Source organism: Mucilaginibacter sp. FW306-07-L (assembly GCF_058782065.1).
In genome coordinates, this window is sequence record NZ_JBYSXI010000002.1 from 55,759 (window position 1) to 79,922 (window position 24,164).

At 45.6% G+C, this 24,164-nt stretch carries 21 protein-coding genes; 12 read left to right on the forward strand and 9 right to left on the reverse strand.

Going from position 1 to position 24,164, the window contains the following annotated elements:
* Nucleotides 1-6 precede the first annotated feature (6 nt).
* The 6 genes from pbpC to AC3WJC_RS10460 all read right to left on the reverse strand — a co-directional run bounded on the left by pbpC (nucleotide 7) and on the right by AC3WJC_RS10460 (nucleotide 8,785).
* Nucleotides 7-2,397, reverse strand: coding sequence for a penicillin-binding protein 1C (gene pbpC, locus AC3WJC_RS10435; RefSeq protein ID WP_492399042.1), 2,391 nt, complete (start codon nucleotides 2,395-2,397; stop codon nucleotides 7-9).
* Between the two features lie 21 nt (nucleotides 2,398-2,418).
* Nucleotides 2,419-2,541, reverse strand: coding sequence for a hypothetical protein (locus AC3WJC_RS10440; protein WP_492399043.1), 123 nt, complete (start codon nucleotides 2,539-2,541; stop codon nucleotides 2,419-2,421).
* A gap of 23 nt (nucleotides 2,542-2,564) precedes the next feature.
* Nucleotides 2,565-3,200: a C40 family peptidase gene (locus AC3WJC_RS10445; protein ID WP_492399044.1), complete on the reverse strand. Its 636-nt coding sequence runs from the start codon at nucleotides 3,198-3,200 to the stop codon at nucleotides 2,565-2,567.
* Between the two features lie 128 nt (nucleotides 3,201-3,328).
* Entirely contained in the window at nucleotides 3,329-4,714 is a 1,386-nt protein-coding gene (locus tag AC3WJC_RS10450; RefSeq protein ID WP_492399045.1) for a dihydrolipoamide acetyltransferase family protein, read from the reverse strand.
* Nucleotides 4,715-4,760: 46 nt separating this feature from the next.
* Complete coding sequence (locus AC3WJC_RS10455; RefSeq protein WP_492399046.1) at nucleotides 4,761-6,014, reverse strand: competence/damage-inducible protein A; 1,254 nt, start codon at nucleotides 6,012-6,014, stop codon at nucleotides 4,761-4,763.
* A 2-nt stretch (nucleotides 6,015-6,016) separates the two neighbouring features.
* Complete coding sequence (locus AC3WJC_RS10460; RefSeq protein ID WP_492399047.1) at nucleotides 6,017-8,785, reverse strand: putative LPS assembly protein LptD; 2,769 nt, start codon at nucleotides 8,783-8,785, stop codon at nucleotides 6,017-6,019.
* 62 nt (nucleotides 8,786-8,847) lie between these two features.
* On the opposite strand from AC3WJC_RS10460, the gene AC3WJC_RS10465 reads away from it, so the two are divergent.
* From AC3WJC_RS10465 to AC3WJC_RS10475, 3 genes are read left to right on the forward strand one after another with little or no spacing between them, the layout of a single operon-like run.
* Nucleotides 8,848-9,750, forward strand: coding sequence for an N-acetylmuramoyl-L-alanine amidase family protein (locus AC3WJC_RS10465; protein ID WP_492399048.1), 903 nt, complete (start codon nucleotides 8,848-8,850; stop codon nucleotides 9,748-9,750).
* Between the two features lie 42 nt (nucleotides 9,751-9,792).
* Nucleotides 9,793-10,698 carry an N-acetylmuramoyl-L-alanine amidase family protein gene (locus AC3WJC_RS10470; protein WP_492399049.1) on the forward strand — a complete coding sequence of 302 codons (906 nt, stop codon included), beginning with the start codon at nucleotides 9,793-9,795 and terminating at the stop codon, nucleotides 10,696-10,698.
* Nucleotides 10,699-10,720: 22 nt separating this feature from the next.
* Entirely contained in the window at nucleotides 10,721-11,662 is a 942-nt protein-coding gene (locus tag AC3WJC_RS10475) for an MlaD family protein (protein ID WP_492399050.1), read from the forward strand.
* A gap of 55 nt (nucleotides 11,663-11,717) precedes the next feature.
* On the opposite strand, the gene AC3WJC_RS10480 is transcribed toward AC3WJC_RS10475, so the two are convergent.
* Nucleotides 11,718-12,224 (reverse strand): 2'-5' RNA ligase family protein, encoded by a 507-nt coding sequence (locus AC3WJC_RS10480; RefSeq protein WP_492399051.1) that lies wholly within the window; start codon nucleotides 12,222-12,224, stop codon nucleotides 11,718-11,720.
* A 472-nt stretch (nucleotides 12,225-12,696) separates the two neighbouring features.
* Between AC3WJC_RS10480 and AC3WJC_RS10485 the strand changes: the two genes are divergently transcribed.
* The 7 genes from AC3WJC_RS10485 to AC3WJC_RS10515 all read left to right on the forward strand — a co-directional run bounded on the left by AC3WJC_RS10485 (nucleotide 12,697) and on the right by AC3WJC_RS10515 (nucleotide 18,694).
* On the forward strand, nucleotides 12,697-13,356 hold the full coding sequence (locus AC3WJC_RS10485) for a GNAT family N-acetyltransferase (protein ID WP_492399052.1): 660 nt from the start codon (nucleotides 12,697-12,699) through the stop codon (nucleotides 13,354-13,356).
* A gap of 30 nt (nucleotides 13,357-13,386) precedes the next feature.
* Complete coding sequence (gene argG / locus AC3WJC_RS10490) at nucleotides 13,387-14,583, forward strand: argininosuccinate synthase (RefSeq protein ID WP_492399053.1); 1,197 nt, start codon at nucleotides 13,387-13,389, stop codon at nucleotides 14,581-14,583.
* Nucleotides 14,584-14,603: 20 nt separating this feature from the next.
* A complete protein-coding gene (locus AC3WJC_RS10495; RefSeq protein WP_492399054.1) occupies nucleotides 14,604-15,005 on the forward strand; it encodes a cupin domain-containing protein in 402 nt (133 codons plus the stop codon).
* Nucleotides 15,006-15,034: 29 nt separating this feature from the next.
* Nucleotides 15,035-16,084, forward strand: a complete 1,050-nt coding sequence (gene argC, locus AC3WJC_RS10500) for an N-acetyl-gamma-glutamyl-phosphate reductase (protein WP_492399055.1) — start codon at nucleotides 15,035-15,037, stop codon at nucleotides 16,082-16,084.
* A 59-nt stretch (nucleotides 16,085-16,143) separates the two neighbouring features.
* Nucleotides 16,144-16,506, forward strand: coding sequence for a four helix bundle protein (locus AC3WJC_RS10505; RefSeq protein ID WP_492399056.1), 363 nt, complete (start codon nucleotides 16,144-16,146; stop codon nucleotides 16,504-16,506).
* Nucleotides 16,507-16,546: 40 nt separating this feature from the next.
* Entirely contained in the window at nucleotides 16,547-17,674 is a 1,128-nt protein-coding gene (locus AC3WJC_RS10510) for an aspartate aminotransferase family protein (protein WP_492399057.1), read from the forward strand.
* Between the two features lie 72 nt (nucleotides 17,675-17,746).
* Complete coding sequence (locus AC3WJC_RS10515) at nucleotides 17,747-18,694, forward strand: N-acetylornithine carbamoyltransferase (protein ID WP_492399058.1); 948 nt, start codon at nucleotides 17,747-17,749, stop codon at nucleotides 18,692-18,694.
* A gap of 133 nt (nucleotides 18,695-18,827) precedes the next feature.
* On the opposite strand, the gene AC3WJC_RS10520 is transcribed toward AC3WJC_RS10515, so the two are convergent.
* Nucleotides 18,828-20,072 (reverse strand): cation:proton antiporter, encoded by a 1,245-nt coding sequence (locus AC3WJC_RS10520; protein ID WP_492399059.1) that lies wholly within the window; start codon nucleotides 20,070-20,072, stop codon nucleotides 18,828-18,830.
* 353 nt (nucleotides 20,073-20,425) lie between these two features.
* On the opposite strand from AC3WJC_RS10520, the gene argB reads away from it, so the two are divergent.
* Both argB and proC read left to right on the forward strand, forming a co-directional pair.
* Nucleotides 20,426-21,217: an acetylglutamate kinase gene (gene argB, locus AC3WJC_RS10525; protein ID WP_492399060.1), complete on the forward strand. Its 792-nt coding sequence runs from the start codon at nucleotides 20,426-20,428 to the stop codon at nucleotides 21,215-21,217.
* A 2-nt stretch (nucleotides 21,218-21,219) separates the two neighbouring features.
* Nucleotides 21,220-22,035 (forward strand): pyrroline-5-carboxylate reductase, encoded by an 816-nt coding sequence (proC, locus tag AC3WJC_RS10530; protein WP_492399061.1) that lies wholly within the window; start codon nucleotides 21,220-21,222, stop codon nucleotides 22,033-22,035.
* 85 nt (nucleotides 22,036-22,120) lie between these two features.
* Here proC and AC3WJC_RS10535 read toward each other — a convergent pair whose 3' ends face one another.
* Nucleotides 22,121-24,163, reverse strand: coding sequence for an alpha-amylase family protein (locus AC3WJC_RS10535; protein ID WP_492399062.1), 2,043 nt, complete (start codon nucleotides 24,161-24,163; stop codon nucleotides 22,121-22,123).
* Nucleotide 24,164: the final 1 nt, after the last annotated feature.

Sequence of the window (24,164 nt, forward strand, 5' to 3'; positions counted from 1 at the left end):
CCGGTTTTACTTATCCTTATCCAGCACCTCAAAATTTATGACCGTGGTATTGCCATAAGCATCAACCAGCGTTAGCTTATGTTTTCCGGGCGATGGGTTGAGTGCCATCTGGTGCAGGTCGTGGCTTTCGCCCTGGTACTTATCATCCAGGTGCCAGTATATTTTTACCCCTGCTTCGCGATGCGCGGCGTTGCAGATCATCCGCCCGCGCGAACCATCAGCCTCTATCGGCACATAAACTTTAGCTCCGTTTTTAGGGTAGATCACCTCCATAGGGTTTACATTCTCCTGCGTGCACCCCGCCCTGAAAGGTGGTAATACATGGTATTGATAGCTTTTTGATTTGTAATAATACTCCATAGATGGCGGCAGCACAAACCAGCTTTTATTAAGGATACGTTCCGGCGATTCGCAATCGGTAGTTACCTGCCATTTACCATCCATAGAGAGATGCACCAACTGGTGCCAGGGGCAAACCCTGGTTTTTAACCCACCTTTGGGTACCCACTGCTCTGTGGCATGGTCGCAGTACTGCCCTGCTCGGTAACCGCTCTCGGGGCACACGCTTATTTTTACCATATCACGTACGGGCATCTCAAACCAATCGCGCGCCGAAGGCAGCAGCCTGAAAATATCAAACAATACAGGGGCTGCGGTGCTGATGCCCGTTAAACCCGGCCTGCCCTCACCATCGGTATTACCCACCCAAACGCCCACTACATATTTAGGCGTGATACCTATTGCCCAGCCATCGCGAAAGCCAAAGCTGGTACCCGTTTTCCAGGCTACCCGCTGTAATGAGCTGAACTGCTGCCACAACAACTCCTCACCCGGCCGCATCACCTCCTCCATGGCTTGCAGGGTGTAGTAGATGGAGCCGGCATCCAGTAGACCGTGTTTTTCAAGCTCCGCTTTATTTTGCGGTGATGTTGAGTAAACCGGGTGATGCCAGTCGGCAGGGTTATACTTGCCCCCATTTTTATTATAATGATTTAAAACGCGCGCCATAGCGGCGTAATTACCGGTAAGTTCCCACAGGGTATTTTCGCCACCGCCTAATATGAGGGCGAGGCCGTAATGGTCGGCAGGCTTGGTTAAGGTGGTGATGCCGGTTTGCTTTAAAAAATCGTAAAACCGCTCGTATTTATACTGCTGCAGCATTTTTACCGCGGGCACATTCAGCGAGCGTGACAGCGCCTTCGATGCTGTAACCGCTCCATCATAACCCAAATCGAAATTTTCAGGATGGTAACCGGCTATTTGTGTGGGCACATCGGGTATCAGGCTGTTGGGTAATATAAACCCATCGTTAAGCATGGCGGCGTAAAGCAATGGCTTTAACGTACTACCCGGACTACGCGGCGCATTCACCACGTTAACATCGCTCTCTAACTGGCTTTCGCCCGGATGGAAGATATTGCCTGCATAGGCCAATGCCGCGCCCGTTTCCACATCAAGCACCACGGCGGCAATGTTATTGATCTCGTTAGCACGCAGCACCTGGTGGTGCCGTTCCAAAATATTACTTACCTGTTGTTGCAGGTCGGCTTTGATGGTGGTTGTTATGCGTGTATCTCCGGTTTGTTGGTGTTTTTTATGCTCGGCTTTAAACACCTGTAACAGGTGCGGTGCCATTTGCGGTAAAGCTACTGGGCGATCAGGTACTGGCTCAAGCTTGGCCAAGCGGGCTGTGGTGCTGTCTATCACTTTTTCGGCGACCATTTTATCCAGCAGGCGATTGCGTTTGTTCAACAGCACCGTCCTGTTTTTACCAGGGTGCACCAGCGATGGCGCATTGGGCAACACCGCCATAGCAGCCATCTCGCCCCATGATAATTTATCCGGACTACGCCCAAAGTACCGCCACGATGCGGCATCGAGCCCGATAACATTACTGCCGAACGGTGCATTGCTGGCATATAACGCCAGTATTTCATCCTTGCTGTAACCCGCTTCCAACCGCAGGGCCATGAATATTTCGATGAGCTTATTCCAAACCGTACGCCTGTGATTAGTAGCCATACGGATAACCTGCATACTCAAGGTACTGCCCCCGCTGGTTATATGCCCAGCCTTGATGCTACGGCTTATAGCCCTGCCAAACGCCAGCGGATCAAACCCGGGATGATGCCGGAAACGCTTATCCTCAAAGGTGATAATACACTGCTTAAATTTTTCAGGAATACTATCGTTGTAAGGAAAACGCCACTGCCCGTCGGAGGCTATGGACGCGCCTAAAAGCTGCCCCTGATCATCATCAATAACATACGACGTGGGTTTATTAAACAGTGGCTTAGGCAGGCAGAAGATAAAGAGAACAAACAGGATCAGCAATACGGCTAACGCTATAACGTGTTTGGGCTTACTGAGCCATTTGAGTATTTTTTGCTTTGCCATGTTGGACAGACGAAGGGTTATCTACGAAAAGATAGCGATCCCTACTATAATGCCGACGATCATGATGACGTACAGCATGATCTCCGTAGTGGCAAAGCGTTTATACTGTGTCCAGAATGAGTAATCTTCTTTAGGTTTTTGCATAATGGCAAAGGTAACAAATAAGCTTAACGGCCGCTGCTTTCGCCATCACCTTCACGCTCAACTAAAATAGACCCGCCGCGTGAGAAGTATTTATACATGTAAGGGTCTTTCAGCTTGATTATCATCACGCCCTTGCGGGTACTTGCATGTACTACGTAGCCGTTTTGCAGGTACACCCCTACATGGCTGAACTGCTTACCGTCAAAATCAAAGAACACCAGGTCGCCCTCTTTTAGTTCTTCCTCGTATTTGCGCTTGATAAAATTGATCTGCGTGCTGGTTGAGCGCGGCATGTTCTCAATATCATAAACCTCCTGCTGCAAACGGTATACAAATCCTGAGCAATCCACGCCATCCTTATCCAAACCGCCAAATTTGTACGGCGTGCCCATCCATTCGTCAATAAAGCTGTAAAGCCTACCGTTCCGGATGTCGCTCTTATTTACGTTCATAATGGCGGAGTATTTTTCTACATCGTCCTTATCCGGCTTTTCCATTACATACGGACCTGAGCGCTTTATTGTAGGGGCAGCAGCTACACCGCCATTATTATTACCATAAACCGGCCGTTGCGTTTTTTTGATACTGCTGCATGATGACAGTATAAATGCTGCTAATACAAACATGATTGTGTACTTACCTGCTAACGCTGATCTCATTGATTAAAAAATTTACGGCAATATATTTAATGATGTAAAACAACGAATTAGTCGAAGTTAACTACACCGGTTGATTGCTGCCAAGATAAACTCTTAACATATCAACATAAGCGATATAAATGATACAGTTATACCTCGCGCTTAACGTCCCAGTTTTCCAGGTAATCGGCAATACGTTTCAGGAACGAGCCGCCCAGCATGCCGTCAACCACACGGTGATCGTATGATAGCGAGAGGTACATCATCTGCCTGATGGCGATCATATCCCCTTGCGGGGTTTCAATAACGGCGGGCTTCTTTTTTATAGCACCTATGGCCAAAATAGCTACCTGCGGTTGATTGATAATAGGCGTACCCATGATGTTGCCAAATGTACCAATATTGGTGATAGTAAATGTACCCTCCCTTACATCATCCGGACTAAGCTTATTGTTACGGGCACGCTTAGCCAGGTCATTAACGGCATGGGTCAATCCAACCAAATTAAGCTGATCGGCGCGTTTAATAACTGGGGTGATCAGGTTGCCGCTTGGCAGAGCGGTCGCCATGCTGATGTTGATATCCTTTTTACGGATGATCTGAGTATTTTTTACCGATACGTTAATGAGCGGAAAATCCTTAATGGCTTTTACTACGGCTTCAATAAATATCGGGGTAAAGGTTATCTTTTCGTTTTCGCGCTGCTCAAAACTGTTTTTAACGCGGTCGCGCCACATTACCAGATTGGTAACATCGGCCTCAACAAATGAGCTTACATGCGGCGATACCTGTTTGCTCATCACCATGTGGTCGGCAATCAGGCGGCGCATCCTGTCCATCTCAATGATCTCTTCGTTACCTGATGATGAACTTACTGGTGAAGTATAAACCGGTTTTTCAGGCTGAGGCATAGATGCCGCCTGCGGCTGTTCAAAACGGGTAGTATGTAATGGCGACTGCCCTGCGCCTTTTGCCCGCCCATCCAGATAAGCCATCAGGTCATCCTTGGTCAACCGGCCATCGGCACCGGTACCCGGTATACTTTCCAGTTCATCATTACCAATACCTTCGGCAACGGCAATATTACGTACCAGGGGCGAGTAAAAACGTACAGATGATGATGACGTGTGGGGAGCGGTTTGTGTTTCCCGCTGTGCCAGTTGTTCGGTGCCTGGTATAGCTTCCGGTTCGGCAATTGGCGTTACCGGTTCAGGCTGCGGCTCAACTACAGCAACCTTTTCCGGTTCAGAAACCGGTGCGGCTGGTTGTTGTGGTTCTTCAACCACATCTTCGCCCTCTACTTCAATAACGGCAATTATTTTCCCTACCTCTATTACATCGTCCTCCTTAAAAAGTATTTCAACCAGCTTGCCGCTTACGGGTGATGGAATTTCGGAGTCTACTTTATCAGTCGCAATTTCGGCTATCGTGTCGTCAACTTCTACCGTATCGCCGGGCTTTTTCACCCACTTTACAATAGTCGCTTCGGCAACACTTTCCCCCATTTTGGGTAATATTAACTGAAATTTAGCCATAGTATGATGTAAACAGTTGGTTCGCCAAAAATAACTAAATCTGCGATTAAATTACCTTGTCGTTAAGTAAAGTATTTAACATGCCTAACGCACTGATGGCTGAGCGCTCTATATTTTGCTGGCGTTTGCCTCTGAACGTGAATTTTTTAACTAACTGTTTAGATGCTGAAATTACCGCTATCCAAACTGTACCAACAGGCTTATCAGGCGTACCGCCATCAGGTCCCGCGATGCCTGTTACGGCAATAGCATAGTCTGACGCGAAGTTGTTAAGCGCGCCTTTAGCCATCTCGATAACGGTTTCTTCGCTTACCGCGCCATACTGTTGCAGGGTTTCGGATTGCACGCCAAGAATGCTTTGCTTTAAGAGGTTTGAGTACGATACCGCTCCGCCTAAAAACACCTTTGATGACCCGGCATGCTGCGTTAACAGGCTTGATATGAATCCCCCCGTACAGCTTTCGGCTGTAGAAAGTGTAAGGCCGCGTTCCGTCATTACGTTCAGTATGGCCTTTTCAACCGGGATATCCTCTAAAGCGGCCACAACATTGCTCACCATTTCGGCAATACGTGCGGCATAAGTATCAACCTCGTGCTGTAGTTCTGTTTCAGCGGCAGTATCACTGTAACCACTTAAACGTAAACGCACCTGCCCCAACTTTGGCAGGTAAGCCAGTTTAATGTGCGGCGGCAATTCATTTTCAATATCGGCAATACGTTCCGCAAGGAATGACTCACCCTCGCCCACCGTTAATATAGTTTTATGTACGATGGTTGATAGCTTAAAGGTGGCCTTAATTTTGGGCAGCACCTGCTCCTCCATCATATACATCATCTCGAAAGGCACCCCCGGCATTGACATGTAAACCTTACCATTGTGGTTAAACCACATGCCCGGCGCGGTTCCGTTGTTATTGTTGATCACCTCGCAATTTGCGGGCACCAATGCCTGCTGGCGGTTGGTATCTAAAAGCGGGCGGTTATAGCGTTTAAATATCTCGAATACATTGTTCAAAGCTACTTCGCTTTCAACCATCCCGACACCAAAGTATTCGGCCAATGTTTTTTTGGTGATATCATCGTTTGTTGGGCCAAGGCCGCCGGTTATCAGTATAATATCGGCACGGCGGCTGGCTTCGTCAAAAGCCTTTAAAATATGCTCACGATCGTCAGACACGGATGAGATCTGCTTTACCCGCACCCCTATTTCATTCAGGCGCTGCGCCATCCAGGCCGAGTTGGTATCAACAATCTGCCCGATGAGTATCTCGTCGCCAATGGTTATTATTTCTGCCAGCATAATTAAAATCCGCCGCCATAATACCTGTTGCTGGTATAATCGCTTCGTTTGGTTAGTTTAAGGTCCTGTAAAATTGATGATTTAACTTTAATAGTAACGTTGTACGATTTATAATAACCGAACGGCAGCCACTGTACCGAGAGATCCCAACAATGCAGGTCGCGGTATATCGCAAACGAGGTAGCATCCGCCAGTTTCATGGCATTAAAGTCAAAATTGGTGGAGTATTGTACCTTCCATTTGGGCGATATACTTACGTCACCGCTTATCATCATGGTATTGGTTGTAGTGGTTACTACGCCGCTGTTATTATAGTTAAAGTTGTAACTGAATGATATATTCCACGGTACGGTAAAGTCAATATAAGCACCGGGGTCGCTGTTTATGAGCGATAGCTGCTTTGACTGTTCGGGTGTCATGCCCTGTAGAGTATTGGGCTGGGCCTGCTTTTTAGGGCTGAATGACGAGGAGTTTAAACTCCCGCTCATAGATAAACCCAGGTTGGTCAGCATCGGGAATTTACCATCCTGCCAGCTATAGCGTGACAGCGCGCGCGAGTAGCGCACAATAGCGCCGTTGGATATGGAATCCCTGGTTTGCACCACGTAAGGGTTTAATGAACCATTAAAGCTAACGTTGATTTTTTGCCCGAATAAAGCGGTGTGCCCCGAAAAAGATATGGGCGATAACCGGAGAGAGTCGGCCGCGAAATTATAGAAGGTTGATACCGAAAAACCTTGTAGTATGGCTATCTTTTTATCCGTTTTTGAAGTATCGGTAGCGCTTGGCCTGATCTTGGCCTCTATTACGTTATCAATATTTAAACCCAAACCTGCCGAACGCCCTGCCGACGGGCCACCGTAAACCGATTGCTCAAATATGGAATACGTTTGCGCGGTGTAAGTATAGGGGATAGAAGCCTCGCTCACTATGGTACGGTAGTAGCCATAGCTCGGGTCTGAGAAATCAGGGCGGTAACTAAAGGTTAACGACGGTGTCATTACGTGCCTGATAGCCTTGATCTTACCTTTAAAATTTGCTTGGCTGTAAATTTTGGTAGACATGCCGGCGTTCAGGTTATACTCACCTGCCCTGGCAAAGCCACCTAACGTATCAATAACCGCCGTACCGGGTGCAACGTCAGGGTTGCTGCGGTCATACCGTTTACGTATGGATTGCAGGTACCAGCGCTCGGTATAGTTGGCTGATGTATTGAACTGAAAGTATTTAAGAAAATTCAAGCTCAACGCTACCGGTATGGTATGCTGCATACCGTTTTGCAAGCGCTTGGTTAATGTTTCGCTGGTAAACAGTTGCGACTCGGGTATGTTATTCAGCTTATTTTGCGCCTGCATGCTGTAGCCCACCGTAATTTTTTGATACCATTTTTGCTCGCCTACCCTGTTCTTGCTATCAAACGGACTAAGGGTTGACATGTTGAAGGATACGGTAGGCAGGTCAAGCGTTACGCGTTTCTGCGTAATATCCTGGCTGTGGCCCAAACTTACATTTAAGTTGAACGGCGTACCGGCCCAGGTTTTGCCATAGGCGATACTTGACCGCATGTTGTTTTGCGTTAATTGCGTAAGGCTATAGTTTTGCCCCGCAGGCGAATTTTGGTAAAAGCTTGAGGTACCCGCGTTAACCGAAGCGCTGAACGTACTACCCGGATGCGCGTTGGCATCCTGGCTGTGCGACCAGGAGATATTAAAATCCTTGGCAGCCGGGTCGCCGGGCAGGCCATAATTGTGCGAACCGTAGCTCAGGGTAAGGTTACCCTGGTATTTATAGCGCTTTAAATAACGCGCGGCTGTACTTAACTCGTACGATCCGCGTGAATAGATGGATACGTTGCTGGTTAGATCCATATATTCGTTAAGCGCGATGTAGTAGCCCAGGTTACGGATAAAAAAGCCAAGGCGCTGATCTTCACCAAAAGTAGGGAATATTACACCGGATGCCCTTGATTCCGGCTTGGGGAAGAAACCGAAAGGTACGCCCAAAGGTAAAGGAATATTGGCGATCTCCAGGTAAGCGGGGCCTGATATAATGCGGTGTTTCTCGCCTATACCTTTGGTTATCACAATACCAAAGTGCGTATGCGGAAACGGCTCGTTACAGGTACTGTAGATAACGTTTTTGTAAGCTACCTCTTCATTGTTCAGCTTTTTGGCCTGCCCGCCTGATATAAAGTTGCCATCCTGCTCAGACGCGGGGTTGAATATCTTACCCTTTTTGCTGGTATAATCAAACAGCAGCGAATCGGCATAAGATGGCTTGTCATTTTTTTGCTGGAAAATCGGGCGGCCTATGTAACGGCCTGTTTTAGGGCTTTTGCGCCCGCTGGCATATATCAGGTGATTTTTTTTATCCACACGAATGTAGTCCGCATCCAGCTCTACATCTTCATAAGTTACGCGTGCTTTACCGTACAGGTACATCAAATTGCGCTCGTTATCAACAATAATACTATCTTCGGCATGTGCCTTTACTTCCGATTCGAGGCCGTTGGCTGACTTGCGGCCGGTATCAGTGGGTAAACCAACTGCCATACGGCCGGAGTCCTGCGATAACGTATCGCGGCGCAACGAATCTTTCGGAATGGTGTCTTTTCTGGCAGTAACAGTTTGCTTAACAGGCGGCGGAGTTTTTTTACGAAAGGGCCCGTTAATGAGGCGGCGCTCGGTAGCGTTATTACTATCAAGCTTGATAATGGTATCTCTGGCAATACGGGGGCTACTTTTATATCCGCTTCTGTATGCAACAGCCACCGCATTTACCGTTAATATAATTGCAAGCAGAAAAAAAGGCCTAACGAATTTCAAAGTTAATAATGAATAGTATTTTTGCAGATATGGTTAACCAGCGTTCAAACTTAATGAAAACACTGAACAGATTGAATTATTGTTTACGGTTCCTGTTTATATTCCTTCCATTTTTTTCATTTAAAATGATGTGGGCGGCTACCAATATCGCCCCCAAAGATACGGTTAATCAAACTAATAAATTTAAACTAAAAACGGTTATTGTTGATGCCGGACATGGCGGATTTCGTACCGGTGCATCAGGCAAATACTCTGTTGAAAAGAACGTAACGCTGCAAATTGCATTTAAATTGCAAAAGGCGATAGAAAAAGAATTAAGCGATGTAAAGGTGGTGATGACACGCACTACCGATGATGATATTTTGTGGCAAAAACGTTCAGACATCGCCAATGATGCCAAGGGCGATATATTTATATCAATACATTGTAACTCACTGCCTAATAAAGTAATACGTTCCGCTTCGGGCAAAAAAACGAGTGTGGCCAACCGTTCGGGCAAAGGGGTACTATTATTGGTATATGGTTTTCATCGCACTAAGGAAGAAGAAAAGGCCATTAAGGAAACCCGCCTTGGCGATGAAGAGGAAATGGATGCCGTGATTGACCTGAACGATCCATCGGCCATGATATTAATGAATGAATATAAACGCAAATACCGCAAACAAAGCGTAAGGTTTGCCAGCATATTAAACCAGGAATTTACACAAACCGACGGCCGCCGCAGCGAGGGCATCCGCGAGCAGGGCGTGCTGGTACTTTGCCACAGCGCCATGCCGGCCGTGCTGGTTGAAACCGGTTATATTAACAATCCGGATGAGGAAGATTACCTGAACTCGGAAGAAGGACAGGACCAAATTGTAGCTACAATCATACGCTCGTTAAAAACTCTTAAAACCGAAGTGGAAGCTTAGTGTTTATTGCCAATAAAATTAAGTTTAGTTCGTTTACTGCAAATGATGATAAAAATTTCAAGGAAGCACATCTATACATTCTCAGCCCTGTTAATTTCGTTTTTTTACGCGGTTCAGCCTGCAAGGGCATTTGAACAGCAAACTACCGACTCGGTACAGGCTCCCGAAGGGTTCAGGCTGCGTACGGTAGTTATTGATGCCGGCCACGGCGGTAAGGACCCCGGCGCTTTTGGTCCCAACACCAACGAAAAGACCGTAACCCTGGCCCTCGCCCTAAAACTGCAAAAGGCCATAGAGCGTGATCTGCCCGGCGTTAACACCATCATGACCCGCAGCAACGATACCTTTGTGGAGCTGCACAAACGTGCCGATATGGCCAACAAAGCCAAAGGACAACTATTTATATCATTACATTGCAACTCGCTGGCTAACCGTAAGGTTACCGATGTGGTAGGCTACCGCAAGCGCAAAGGCAAAAAAATACCCATCTACAAAACAACCACGGTTGCTAACCGCACCGGCAAAGGAGCCATGATACTGGTATATGGTTCGAGGCGTGTTGGCGCGCAGGAAGAAGCGTTGCGCGAGAACGCGGTTATCTTTACGGAAAAGAACTATAAGGACAACTACGCAGGCTATGATCCTGATAATCCGGCATCGGTTATCATGTTAAACACATTTAGAGATAAATATCGTAAACAAAGTATACGCTTTGCGAGTTTAATAGACAATGAACTTACCGGAACTTACAATCGCGAGAGCCACGGTGTAAAAGAACAGGTGGTTTTGGTGCTGGATCATACAGCCATGCCATCAGTACTTATTGAAACCGGGTTTATCAATAACCCCGATGATGAGGATTATCTTACATCAAACGAAGGGCAAACAGAGATAGTAAATTCAATATTAAGTGCATTAAAGAGTTATAAAAAACAGTTAGAAAATTAACACATATTCAACACGCTATACCTTGAAAATATCAAACGAAACCAAAATAGGCGTTTTTACCGCGATCGCGATTACTGCCCTGCTTTTAATTTATAGCTACCTCAGCGGTAACGATGTTTTTTCGGGATCGAATAAATATTATGCTATTTATAAGAACGTAGACGGATTGTCCGTATCAAAACCGGTACTGGTTAACGGTTTCCAGGTAGGCCGCGTATCAAAAATGGATCTGCAGCCTGATGGCCGTACCGTGGTTGAATTTAAGGTTGACGAAAAATATAACGTACCCTCAAACACATTAGCACAACTGCAAAGCACCGACTTGTTAGGCGGTAAAGCTATTGTTTTTGATTTGGGAGATAGCTCACAACCCGCACAGGATGAAGATACATTGCGTGCGGATATACAGGGCAGTTTAGCTGAAAGCCTGCAACCGATACAAAAAAAGGCGGAGGCGCTGATCACTAAAATGGATTCATCGCTGGCATCTATCAACCGGATTATGAACCCGGCCTTTGAAAAAAACGTTGACCGCAGTTTTGCCAGCATTGCCAACTCCCTGCAAACGCTTGAAGGTACAACTAAAAAGATCGATGCTTTGGTAGGCGCGCAATCAGGGCATATTAACGCCGTTATGGGCAACGCGGTAACTATATCCGGTAACCTTAAAGGTACAACGGCTCACTTTAATGATATCGCGCTTAACTTTAAAAAGTTCAGTAATGACCTGGCATCTACCAACCTGAAACAAACCATGGATAATGTAGATAAAACCATGGCCAACCTGGAAACTACTACTAACAAGATCAACAGCCGCGATGGCAGCCTGGGTTTACTGATTAACGACAGTACCATGTACAAAAACCTGAGCAATGCCTCGGCTAACTTAAATAACCTGTTTATTGATTTGAAAGCCCACCCTAAACGCTACGTAAGCTTCTCGATATTTGGTGGCAAGGATTAAGAAATTTTAGATTCACACATACATCTGGCTGTTCAATTTTATTGGGCAGCCTTTTTTATTTGAATAAAAAATCGCTCACAAATTCCCACGGGCCGCCAAGGTATTTCCATAAGCTAAGTCCGGTTACGCTTACATTAAACGGTGCAAATTTTGCCGAAAGCTCATTTAACGTAGCACGGGCAACATCAACATTAACCTTGTTTTGTATGGTGATATGCGGCCACAGCTTTTGCCTGTCCTGCGGTATAAGCCATTGCGCCCATTGCTGTTGCAGGTGTTTGTGCAAATCTTGCAATTCGGCGCTTTCGCACTTGTAGGCAACACCATTACCAATGGTAACCACTTTGCTTACGCAGATGTTAATAGACTGCTGCCGCGATGATAATGCATCCAATAAATTAAACACCCCGCTCTCTCCGGCCGGCAAGTGATGAAACAGCGTTAGGTGGGCATCGATAAAATTACGTTCGGGCGGAAAATACTGCCGACGCAGATTATTAAACATAGCCTGTGCTTCAGCATCAATTTTAAGTGTTAAAATAAGCGGTTCGGCAGGCTGCATTTTTTTGATCTTATATCACAGGCAACAGGTAAAATATGGCTTGTGTTTTTATAGAAATTACAACAAAAATCAGCGCAGCCTAACTACCTGACTGGGAGTGTGATTATTCCTAATTTTCAACTGAATGTAATTATGCATTGTTAAGTTATTAATTCGTGCAGTTTTTTCTTGCATAAATAAAAATTAATACGATACTTTGCACAAAATTTAAAAAAACAAACAATACAGTAAAAATGAACCAGCAAAGCTTTTTTAAGCCAGTTACAAGAGCAGTTCTCGCTCCTGTTGCCAATGCTTTGGTTTCAGTAGTTTTTATATGTATCGCGTCTCGACGACGATTATTTATTCCCCGGGTTTAATACCATACTTCTGCAACCCAATTACAGCGCTTGATGTAAGCACTGTTAAAGCACCTGATTACTTAATAGGTTTTAATTAACCATTTGGTTTACAGCAATCATTCTACTTTTTAATGACCATACAAGATTTTGATATATTAGTTGCATCAGCACAGCATGTTGATTTTGCGCAGCAAATATGTGATGAAATGGCTGAATCAGCTAAAGCACGCGGTACCGGTATAGCACAACGTTCGCCCGAATATGTGGCCAATAAAATGCTTGAGGGCAAAGCGGTTATTGCCTTACACAAGGATGGCACCTGGGCCGGCTTTTGCTACATTGAAACCTGGAGCCACAGCCAGTTTGTGGCAAACTCGGGGCTTATTGTTAACCCTAATTTTCGTAAGGTAGGCTTGGCTAAGGCTATTAAAGAAAAAATATTCGAGCTTTCACGCACCAAGTACCCCGATGCAAAGTTATTTGGGCTTACCACGGGCCTGGCGGTGATGAAAATAAACTCCGACCTTGGTTACGAGCCGGTTACCTACTCGGAACTTACCCAGGACGAAGAGTTTTGGAAGGGCTGCAAAAGCTGCGTTAATTACGATATTTTAATGAGCAAGGACCGTAAAAACTGCATGTGCACCGCCATGCTTTTTGACCCGGCGGATAAAGCCAAACAGGCTGAAAATAAACTGAAGAAGATAACCCACAAGGCAACCCTGCTTGAGCGTATTGAAAACGCCCTGCGCGGATCATCAAAAATTATTGCACTATTAGTAAAGGTTTAAACTTTTAACCCGGTTGAACAAACATTTATAATGAAGAAAAAAGTAGTATTGGCATACAGCGGCGGTTTAGATACATCGTTTTGCTGCATTTATTTAACCCGCGACCTAGGCATGGAGGTGCACTCGGTAATTGTAAACACCGGCGGCTTTAGCGATGAAGAGCTGAAGAGCGTTGAAGAACGCGCCTTTAAAATGGGCGTAACCAGCCATCACGTGGTTGATGAAACTACCAACTTTTACAATAGCTGCGTGCGCTACCTGGTTTATGGTAATGTGTTAAAAAACAATACCTACCCCTTGTCAGTAAGTGCCGAGCGGGTTAGCCAGGCTACCGCCATTGCCAACTATGCCAAAGAGATCGGCGCTGAATACGTAGCGCATGGCAGTACCGGTGCCGGTAACGACCAGGTACGTTTTGATATGATCTTTAACATACTGGTGCCAGAAGTTAAAATACTTACGCCTATCCGCGATCTTAAATTAAGCCGCGAGGAAGAGATAGACTACCTGAAGAAGCATGGCGTTGAAATGAATTTTGAAAAAGCCAAATATTCAATCAACAAAGGCATCTGGGGTACATCTGTCGGTGGTAAGGAAACCCTGACCTCTAACTTAGGTTTGCCCGAAGATGCGTGGCCTACACAGGTTACCGCCACTGAAGAAAAAAACCTGGAGCTTACCTTTGAAAAAGGCGAACTGGTTGCTATTGACGGCCAGCAGTACGATCACCCTACCAAAGCAATACAGGCACTGCAAGCCATTGCCCAGCCTTACGGCGTTGGCCGCGACATACACGTGGGCGATACCATCATCGGCATTAAAGGCCGTGTTGGTTTTGAGGCTGCCGCGCCAGTGATCATCATCAAGGCTCACCATACTTTAGAGAAACATGTGCTTACCAAATGGCAGTTAACCTGGAAGGACCAGTTGGCTACCTTTTACGGCAACTGGCTGCACGAAGGGCAGTTTCACGACCCGATTATGCGCAACATGGAAGCCTTTTTAACCGATACACAAAAAACAGTTAGCGGCAAGGTATACGTTCAGCTTAATCCTTACCGTTTTCATGTAGTAGGTATTGAGTCTGATCACGACCTGATGTCGAACAAATTTGGCAGCTACGGCGAAATGAACAATGCCTGGAGCGGTGAGGATGTTAAGGGGTTCTCAAAAATATTTGGCAACCAGGTAATGATCTACCATAAAGTTAACCCTCAAAACTCCTAAACAGGGCTTAAAAAGTTTCTATGTCATCAACAGAAAACAATAGCGCTAACAATGTTCCCCCTTTAGGGGGTCAGGGGGTTCTTGTTTTTTCAAAAAGCGAATGCCTTAACCATTACACATGGGGCGATGGTTGCCACGGCTGGACCTTTGTTGATACTGACGGATTATCGGTTAAGCAGGAGTTAATGCCGCCTGATACGGCTGAGCAGTTGCATTACCATGAAAAGGCAACGCAACTGTTCTTCATACTGAAAGGCAGGGCAACCTTTGTTATTGATGGTAACGAACATGCCTTACGCGAGCAGCAAGGCATCGAAATTAAGCCGGGCCAGCAACATTATATCACTAATAAGTGGGATGCCGACCTGGAATTTATTTTGTACTCCTACCCATCTACAAAAAATGACAGGGTTAACCCCTAACCCCTAAAGGGGAACTAAAATGTATAATAATGACTGAGTTACATTCAAATATATCCACCAACAACTCTCCTTTAGGGACGGGGAGCATCCGTGCAGGCATCATCGGCGGTGCCGGTTACACCGGCGGCGAAATGTTGCGTATCCTCATTAATCACCCTAATGTTGAGATTTCTTTCGTTCATAGCAACAGCAACGCTGGCAATTATGTATACGAGGTACACGCCGACCTGTTTGGTGATACCGATTTAAAATTCGCATCAGAGCTATCTACAGATATTGATGTATTATTTTTATGTGTAGGCCATGGCGACGCACGTAAATTTCTGGAAGCCAACACTATCCCGGACACGGTAAAGATCATTGATTTGAGTCAGGATTTTCGCCTTAAACCCAAAGCGACCATCGGCACTAAAAGCTTTGTTTACGGCCTGCCCGAATTAAACAGGGAAGCCATCCGCGAAGCGCAGAACATTGCTAACCCGGGTTGTTTTGCTACTTGTTTACAATTGGGCTTGCTGCCGCTTGCATCAAAAGGATTGTTAACCGGCGAGGTAAACATAACAGCCACAACCGGTTCAACAGGTGCGGGGCAAAGCCTTTCAAACACATCGCACTTTAGCTGGCGAAATGATAACCTGTCGGTTTACAAGGCGTTTGACCATCAGCATCTGAATGAGATCGGCCAGTCGCTTAATCAGTTACAGTCAGATTTCACTCCGCCTTCAACCGGTTGGGGAGCCTTGAATTTCATCCCCTACCGCGGCGATTTTACACGTGGCATCATTGCATCCATGTATACCGATAGCGACTTAACACAAGCAGAAGCGTTGGAGTTATACACCGACTTTTATAACGATCAGGCGTTTACCCATGTTACCGATCGTAATATCGACCTAAAGCAGGTGGTAAATACCAACAAGTGCTTTATACAGGTACAAAAACATGGCAACAAACTATTAATAATAAGCATTATAGACAATTTACTCAAAGGCGCGTCGGGCCAGGCGGTTCAGAACATGAACCTACTGTTTGGCCTGGATGAACGCGCCGGCTTACGATTGAAAGCGATAGGATTTTAATTGAGGCGATAGGATAAAGGTGAAAGGAAAAAGGTAGCTACAGAAAATTATTATAGGACATGAGGGATTATAAGAAACTGGATGTTTGGTTAAAAGCCCACTTGCTTACCAAGCGAGTTTATACTGAGATCATACCTTTGTTACCTGTTGAAGAAAGATTTGCTTTATCCAGCCAATTAAGACGATCAGCTTACTCAATACCTTTAAACATTGTTGAAGGTTGCGGTAAAAATACAAACAAGGACTTCGCGCATTATCTTGATAATGCTTTAGGTTCGGCACATGAAGTAGAATATACTTGTTATTTGATTTTCGATTTGGGTTATATTCCAAAAGACAAGTATGATAATATTAATCAGGAGACAAATGAAGTGAAGGCTATGTTAATCGCATTCATTAAGTTTTTGCGAAACGAAAAGTAACCTTTATCCTTTTACCTTTCTCCTTTAACCTTAATAAAGAATGAATTTATTCGACGTATATCCCATTAATCCAATCAATATAGTAAAGGGTACCGGCAGCCTTGTATATGACGACAAGGGCACGGAGTATCTTGATCTGTATGGTGGTCATGCCGTAATCTCTATTGGCCATACCAACCCGCATTATGTAAAGCGGCTGGAAGACCAGTTGCACCAGATCGGTTTTTACTCAAACTCTATTGAGATACCGCTGCAAAAGCAACTGGCTGAAAAGCTGGGCCATGTATCGGGCAAAGAGTATTACCAGTTATTTTTATGTAACTCGGGTGCCGAGGCTAACGAGAACGCGTTGAAACTGGCATCTTTTTACAATGGTAAAAAAAAGGTGATCGCTTTCCGTAAGGCCTTTCACGGGCGTACCTCGCTGGCGGTTGCCGTAACCGATAACCCTAAGATAGTGGCCCCGGTTAACGAAACCGATAACGTGATATTTTTGCCCTGGTGCGATGAGGCTGCTTTAGAACAAGCTTTTGCCAATAACGAAATATCATCCGTAATCATAGAAGGCATACAGGGCGTAGGCGGCATACAAGTGGCTACCGAAAGCTTTTTGCAAAAGATCAGAAGCTTGTGCGATGAACATAACGCGGTATTTATTGCCGACTCGGTACAATGCGGTTATGGCCGTACCGGTAAGTTCTTCTCGCATGATTTTGCCGGTGTTGATGCCGACATTTACAGCATGGCCAAAGGCATGGGTAACGGCTTCCCTATCGGTGGCATCATTATTTCGCCTAAAATAAAACCGGCTTACGGCATGTTGGGTACTACCTTTGGCGGCAACCACCTGGCGTGTGCCGCAGGTTTGGCAGTGCTTGAAGTTATTGAGCAGGACAACCTGCTGCAAAACGCTGCCGAAGTAGGCGGTTACCTGATAAGCGAACTGAAGAAATTTGACCAGGTTAGAGAAGTGCGAGGCCGTGGGTTGATGATCGGTATTGAACTGCCGGAAGAACTTAGCCACGTACGCAAGGATCTGCTGTTTAAGCATCATATATTTACCGGCGAGGCCAAGCCAAATGTGGTGAGGTTGCTACCGGCGCTTAACTTAACCAAAGCGTACGCCGATCAGTTTTTGGAAGCGTTTACCGCTGTATTAAAAAATTAATTTATGCTGTATGTAATAAGCATAAATTAATTTTTTAATACAGCATTTGTTTACCCTATAAAAAGTCATTCAATGAAACTTTTTACTTCCGTTCACGACGTAACCGATATTAACGCCCTCGCTGCCGAAGCTTTGCAGCTTAAGCAAAACCCGTATGCCCACCAGCATTTGGGTAAAAATAAAACGCTGGGGCTGGTATTTTTAAACCCCAGTCTGCGTACCCGCATGAGCACGCAGAAAGCGGCGCTTAACCTGGGCATGAATGTTATGGTGCTGAATATTGATAAAGAAGGCTGGGCACTCGAATTACAGGATGGTGCTATTATGAACGGCGGCACTGTTGAGCACGTACGCGAGGCGGCGGCCGTAATGGGGCAATATGTTGATATTATCGGTGTGCGTTCGTTCCCTGGGTTGAAGGATCGTGAGGAGGATTATAGTGAGGCCATATTTAACAAGTTTGTACAATATTGCGGCGTTCCGGTGGTAAGCCTTGAATCGGCCACACGCCACCCACTGCAAAGTCTAGCAGATCTGGTTACTATCCAGGAACTAAAAAAAACCGCCCACCCGAAAGTTGTTTTAGCCTGGGCTCCGCATATTAAAGCATTGCCGCAAGCAGTGCCTAACTCATTTGCCGAGTGGATGTGCAAGGCCGATGTTGACTTTACTACCGCTCATCCCGCGGGTTATGAGTTGAATAGTGACTTTACCAACGGCGCAACTATCACCCATAACCTAAATGAAGCGCTTACCGGTGCTGATTTCATCTACGTGAAAAACTGGTCGGCTTACGAGCCTTATGGTAAAGTTTTGCCCGGCAACGAGGATTGGATGCTGAATAATGATAAGCTGAAGATAACTAACGATGCCAAGGTAATGCACTGCCTGCCGGTACGCCGCAACCTGGAACTGTCTGACGAGATACTGGACGGGCCGAACTCCGTAGTGATACATGAAGCGGGTAACCGTGTTTGGGCCGCGCAAGCGGTATTAAAGCAGATGCTGGAGGCGATTTAACTCACCCCGACTGCGCTGATCACCCCTCTCGCTGCTACGCAGAAAGAGGGTTTTTTATTTTTTAACGGCTTTTTGCGCTTGTTCAGAGAAAGATATAGAACCCAGTGATTGCAGCGAGTTAAGTAATGACGACTCACTTCTTATCCCCATACCAGGCATCTATAACCTTATTCAGCGTTAAACCCTGCACTATAATAGAAAATATCACGATGAAATAGGTAGCTGAAAGTATCAGCCCCCGGTATTCTGATTGCGGGAGCGTTAGCGCGAGTGCTATAGATATGCCTCCCCTTACCCCCGCCCACGTTAAAATGTTTATACTGCCATAATTTACATCGAGCGACCGGCGCAAAAAGATTATCGGCAGCATAATGCTCAGCCACCTGGCTGATAACAGGATCACTACCGAAACGCTGCCAATCAGCCAGTAATTATTAATAGCCGGAATGTTGATCATTTGCAGGCCGATCATTACAAAGAGTATGGTATTGAGCATCTCATCAACCAGCTCCCAAAAGCTTTCCAGCTCCTGGTGCGAACGCTCGTTTTTAGCCGCGTTAATTGAACGGCTGCCGGCAAACAATCCGGCGGTTACTACCGCCAATGGTATGGATAGGTGCCAGTAGGACGCGATAACCGAATCGCCCATAACAATGGCGAAGGATACCAGCACGATGGTTTGAAAATCAGTTACCGAGCGCATGAGCCGGTGGCCTATATAACCCGTAAAAGCGCCCAAAGCTATACCACCGAAAACCTCCTGTATAAACAATACTACGGCATTGCTCAGGTCTATATTCTTTATCCCGGCATCGGTAATTTCAAGCAGCGTAATAAACAGCACCAACCCTATCCCATCATTAAACAGCGATTCGCCGGATACTATGGTTTCCAGATTTTGAGGCAGTTTTGAACCTTTTATAATAGCCGATACAGCAACAGGGTCAGTTGGCGAAACCAATGCCCCAAAGGTGAAACAATAAAGCAATGGCACATCAAGCTCAAGCAATTCCGTTACAAAATAAAGCAGGCTGCCAAATATGGCGGTTGATAAAATTACCCCTACTGTACTTAAAATAAGCACGGGCCGCATCTGCTTTTTTAACTTACCGGTATCAACCCTAAAGGCGGTTGCAAACAGCAGGAAGCCCAGCATGATGTTCAACACCGTCCGCGAAAAATCAATACTATGCGCGAGATCAGTAAGCCGTTTTGCCCAATCCGTATCCAGCTTATTACTTATGATGATAGCTATAGACCCGATGATGGCAATTGTAATAACCCCTATTGTACCCGGCAGCTTGATAAACCTCGCGTTGATGTAAGAGTAGACCGCGCTTAATACAATGAGTAATGAAATAATTACAAATAGCTCCATCCGGTAATTTTAATAGGTGTTTAAACTTTAACATCATTATTTATAAAAGGTTTCTGTTATAAATTACAGTATCTATTTATAACAGCCTATTGTCTATATTATGTTTTCGTGAATAATTAGTCGGTTTTTATTCAAATCATATAACTTCTGGCAATTATTTGTGATTTTATCTACTAAATACATCTACTATGCACAGTTTACATTTTAAATAAAACATAATTTTTGAATTACCGTCATTTAATTACCAAACGCATCTTGTTAACCAAAAAATTCGTTGTATTTGTTATTTTTGTAGTATATTTTAATACGGATCAGGATGACTGGCAGATCACCGTATTACAGCTTGAAAAAAATTGAGATCATTACATATCATAAAAATCGGCGGTAACGTTATTGATAACTCCGAGAACCTGTACCGCTTTTTAAAGGACTTTACAGCACTCGAAGGCGACAAGATACTGGTGCATGGCGGCGGCAAAGTAGCTACCCAACTATCAGAAACATTGGGTATTGAGGCTAAACTGGTTGACGGGCGCCGGATTACCGATATTGAAACATTAAGGGTAGTGACGATGGTTTACGGGGGATTGATCAATAAGAACATCGTAGCGCAACTGCAACGCTTTGGCAACAACGCCATTGGCCTTACCGGTGCCGACGGTAACTTAATCCGCACCAAAAAAAGGCCTGTAAAAACAATCGATTACGGTTTTGTAGGCGATATTGATCCAACCTCCATCAACCCGGAAAATATAAGCCGTTTGCTGGATGCAGGTTTTACACCGGTGTTTTGCGCCATTACGCATGATGGCGAAGGGCAGTTGTTGAATACCAATGCTGATACCATTGCTTCGGCACTCGCGGTATCATTGGCCAGGCTGTATGAAACTACGCTGATCTATTGCTTTGAAAAGGCGGGGGTATTACATGATATTAATGATGAAGATTCCATCATCCGGGATATTGATCCGGCGAGATATCAGGAATTAAAAGAACAACAAATTATACACAGCGGTATGCTGCCAAAGCTGGATAATGCTTTTTCGGCCATTGCCTGCGGTGTACGATCAGTGATTATAGGAAGGTCAGACGATTTAGGTCGTTTGCAGGAGAAACAACCATTTGGGACAAGGTTAAGTAATTAATTATGAACGCGAATCAACAAATTGCCATTTTAGGCAGCGGTAACATCGGGCTATCATTAGCAAAGGGATTGGTTACCGCCAATATATGCCAGCCATCACAAGTGATACTTACACGCCGAAACATTGAGGCGCTGGCTGAGTACGAAGAGCAGGGTTATCAAACTACATCGGCCAATTTAAAAGCAGTAAAAAAGGCGGATATTGTGGTGCTGGCCGTATTGCCGCAGCAGTTAAACAAACTGCTGGATGAGATAAAGCCGGCCATGAAATCAGAGAAGCAACTACTGGTATCAGTAATATCGGGCGTTAGCTGTGATGATATTCGCCGTTACCTGGAGATGAACATCCAGGTGGTAAGAGCCATGCCGAATACAGCAATAGCCATCGGCCAATCCATGACTTGTATTGCTACCGACAACGGCACACCTAAAAACGTAAACCTGGTACGCTCGCTGTTTAACACCGTTGGCGTTACCATACAGATCAACGAAGAACTAATGACATCAGCCACGGCGCTTTGTGCCTGCGGTATCGCTTTCTTTTTAAGGTCGATACGCGCGGCATCGCAAGGTGGCACCGAGATTGGTTTTCACGCGCAGGATGCCTTACGTATGGCGGCACAAACCGCTAAAGGCGCGGCAGATCTGCTGTTGCAGTTATCATCGCACCCTGAGCAGGAAATAGACAAGGTAACCTCACCCAAGGGCTGTACCATTGCCGGCCTGAACGAGATGGAACACCACGGCTTCAGCTCTGCCATGATAAAAGGCATCAAATTCTCCGCCGAAAAAGCCGGTGAACTTTACCACGAAGATTAATTAAGAGATAGTAAAAAAGCCCTCCCCCTCGGGGAGGATTTTTCGCTATTATAATTTTTAGCGGTGCTCATGAGGGCTTCGCCGTTTAGGAAGGGTCAGGATCAAACCGGTAAATAACCGCATCCGCCGGAAGTAACGACACCTCCATTTCATCCCGGTACGAACCGAATGTTTGCTTACCTAAAATCTTCGTAACTGTACACTTAGCCGGTATACCCAAACGTTTGGCAATCAGCTTAAAAGTCGCTTCCTTATCGGTATAATTAAAAACCGCTACGTAGTAACTCCTCCCTATTTTGTTTACGAATATCGACGATGCGCCCTCACCCACGTTTCCGTCTACCGGTTTAAATGCTTTTCCGTTTTTTACGATGGCTAACAATTCCGGATTTTGCAGATACTCCTTGGCACGAGCTTTCCATGGGCCATCCGCGGAGTAATCATCCCCGGTAATCAACGTGCCTGTTATTACGCCTGATAGCAAACGTGCGCGGTTTGCTCCTTCGCTTTCGGTTGAAAACACAATATGATCGGCATCTACATAATCATACACATAACTTTGCCACCAGCCATACGTTACGCTGTTTAAAGTATACCGGCTGTCTTTAATAGATTTAAATGCATCGCAAGCTATGCGGTGGGTATGCACGTACCGGCCGCTGGCCAAACTTGGCGATATAGCGGCATAGATCAGCATTTGGCCGTCGATCCTTTTTATCAGGTATTCCATGCCCTTACGGTAAGCCTGCATACCGGTGGTTACGCCTTTATCATAAAAGCCGGTCGACTCTACAGCCGCGTGGCCTAAAAAGTCGATCTTGATCATCGTAAAACCGCAGGACTTAAAATGGTCGATCATGTAATTGATACGTGCCTGGGTGCCCGGATGTGTAGGGTCTACAGCCCGTGCGCCGTCCAATTCATGGTATTGGTTGCCTATCTTTGTCCAGGCTTCGCCCCAGGTATGGTTGCTGCCTTCCATCTTCCTGTCCGGGCCCGATTTAAAACCCCAATCCGTAAACGGTGCCCAGTAAATGCCGGGCTGCAAACCTTTGGCCTTGCAGTGATCGGCAAACTCCTTCAGCTTTGAAAAATCGCGCTCACCATTTTTATTAACCAGCATATTATCCCAGTACGAATCCAGATCGATGTAAGCGGTATTACCTGAACGAAAGCCTTTCAAACTATCGGCAAAAAAATCGACTACCTTAATGGCTTTATCAAAGGTCAGCTTTTCCTGCATTACGCCCCAGCTATTCCAGCCTACGGGGGTAGCTTTTGTCCATTTGGCTACAAAAGGCGGTTCGGCTATGCGGTTGGCTTTACCAAATACTTCAAGACCTGCTCGGTAATCGGAAAAATAGCCAACAAATATCAGCGGCGAGCGTACCTCACTCCCGCTTACCATACCGTGGGCAATCTTATCACGGGTAACGCCCTCTTCGGTATAGCCCGCAACAACTTTTATGGTATTACTTTCCGCGGAGGCGGTGGTTACGCCGGTCTTCCAAACCATATGCTCAACCGAGCCAACCACCAACCCGCCACGGGGATCGTTATCATAAACCACTCCCACTTCGGCACTGGTTATCGTTTCATTGCCTTTAAATGGCTTAGCGTTATAGCTGATAAAAGTATCGTTATCAAAAGGCATAAACAGCGAATACACATCGCCGCTGATCTGCTTAAAGCCACCCTCGAACGGCACCATGTCATTGGTGGTTATTGCCTTGCCTTTTATAATTAATTGCGTAAAAAAGCTCCCGCTATTATACGTGTAAAATACCTGCTGCATGGTTGGCAAACCCTTACCCGACAAGCTGATAACATGCCTCATACCTTTACCGAAGCCGGTTTTCACAACAGCTTTGGTGTAAGTACGCTTTGTATATTTTTTTGATGATAAGGCTTGACCATTAACAATCGCTGATGCCGAAACACGGTCAAGAACCTGGGTGCCATTTTGTTGAACATCATATAATCCGGTACTCAGGTTGTATGCGATGTACCGGTTTGTTCCATACGGTATCCGGATGATCTTTGACTGCGCGTGGGCAGCGGTTGACAGGAGGGCGCACAGGCATAGCAATGCTACGCATAACCAGCTTTTCTTTATATTGATAAACATG

Bases quoted from the DNA above. Each gene is read 5' to 3' on its own strand.
- AC3WJC_RS10455 (WP_492399046.1), bottom strand. From the start codon at position 6,014: ATGCTGGCAGAAATAATAACCATTGGCGACGAGATACTCATCGGGCAG.
- AC3WJC_RS10485 (WP_492399052.1), top strand. From the start codon at position 12,697: ATGACCATACAAGATTTTGATATATTAGTTGCATCAGCACAGCATGTT.
- argG (WP_492399053.1), top strand. From the start codon at position 13,387: ATGAAGAAAAAAGTAGTATTGGCATACAGCGGCGGTTTAGATACATCG.
- AC3WJC_RS10515 (WP_492399058.1), top strand. From the start codon at position 17,747: ATGAAACTTTTTACTTCCGTTCACGACGTAACCGATATTAACGCCCTC.
- AC3WJC_RS10450 (WP_492399045.1), bottom strand. From the start codon at position 4,714: ATGGCTAAATTTCAGTTAATATTACCCAAAATGGGGGAAAGTGTTGCC.
- AC3WJC_RS10445 (WP_492399044.1), bottom strand. From the start codon at position 3,200: ATGAGATCAGCGTTAGCAGGTAAGTACACAATCATGTTTGTATTAGCA.
- pbpC (WP_492399042.1), bottom strand. From the start codon at position 2,397: ATGGCAAAGCAAAAAATACTCAAATGGCTCAGTAAGCCCAAACACGTT.
- AC3WJC_RS10535 (WP_492399062.1), bottom strand. From the start codon at position 24,163: ATGTTTATCAATATAAAGAAAAGCTGGTTATGCGTAGCATTGCTATGC.
- AC3WJC_RS10465 (WP_492399048.1), top strand. From the start codon at position 8,848: ATGAATAGTATTTTTGCAGATATGGTTAACCAGCGTTCAAACTTAATG.
- AC3WJC_RS10470 (WP_492399049.1), top strand. From the start codon at position 9,793: ATGATGATAAAAATTTCAAGGAAGCACATCTATACATTCTCAGCCCTG.
- AC3WJC_RS10495 (WP_492399054.1), top strand. From the start codon at position 14,604: ATGTCATCAACAGAAAACAATAGCGCTAACAATGTTCCCCCTTTAGGG.
- proC (WP_492399061.1), top strand. From the start codon at position 21,220: ATGAACGCGAATCAACAAATTGCCATTTTAGGCAGCGGTAACATCGGG.
- AC3WJC_RS10480 (WP_492399051.1), bottom strand. From the start codon at position 12,224: ATGCAGCCTGCCGAACCGCTTATTTTAACACTTAAAATTGATGCTGAA.
- AC3WJC_RS10520 (WP_492399059.1), bottom strand. From the start codon at position 20,072: ATGGAGCTATTTGTAATTATTTCATTACTCATTGTATTAAGCGCGGTC.
- argC (WP_492399055.1), top strand. From the start codon at position 15,035: ATGACTGAGTTACATTCAAATATATCCACCAACAACTCTCCTTTAGGG.
- AC3WJC_RS10505 (WP_492399056.1), top strand. From the start codon at position 16,144: ATGAGGGATTATAAGAAACTGGATGTTTGGTTAAAAGCCCACTTGCTT.
- AC3WJC_RS10510 (WP_492399057.1), top strand. From the start codon at position 16,547: ATGAATTTATTCGACGTATATCCCATTAATCCAATCAATATAGTAAAG.
- AC3WJC_RS10440 (WP_492399043.1), bottom strand. From the start codon at position 2,541: ATGCAAAAACCTAAAGAAGATTACTCATTCTGGACACAGTATAAACGC.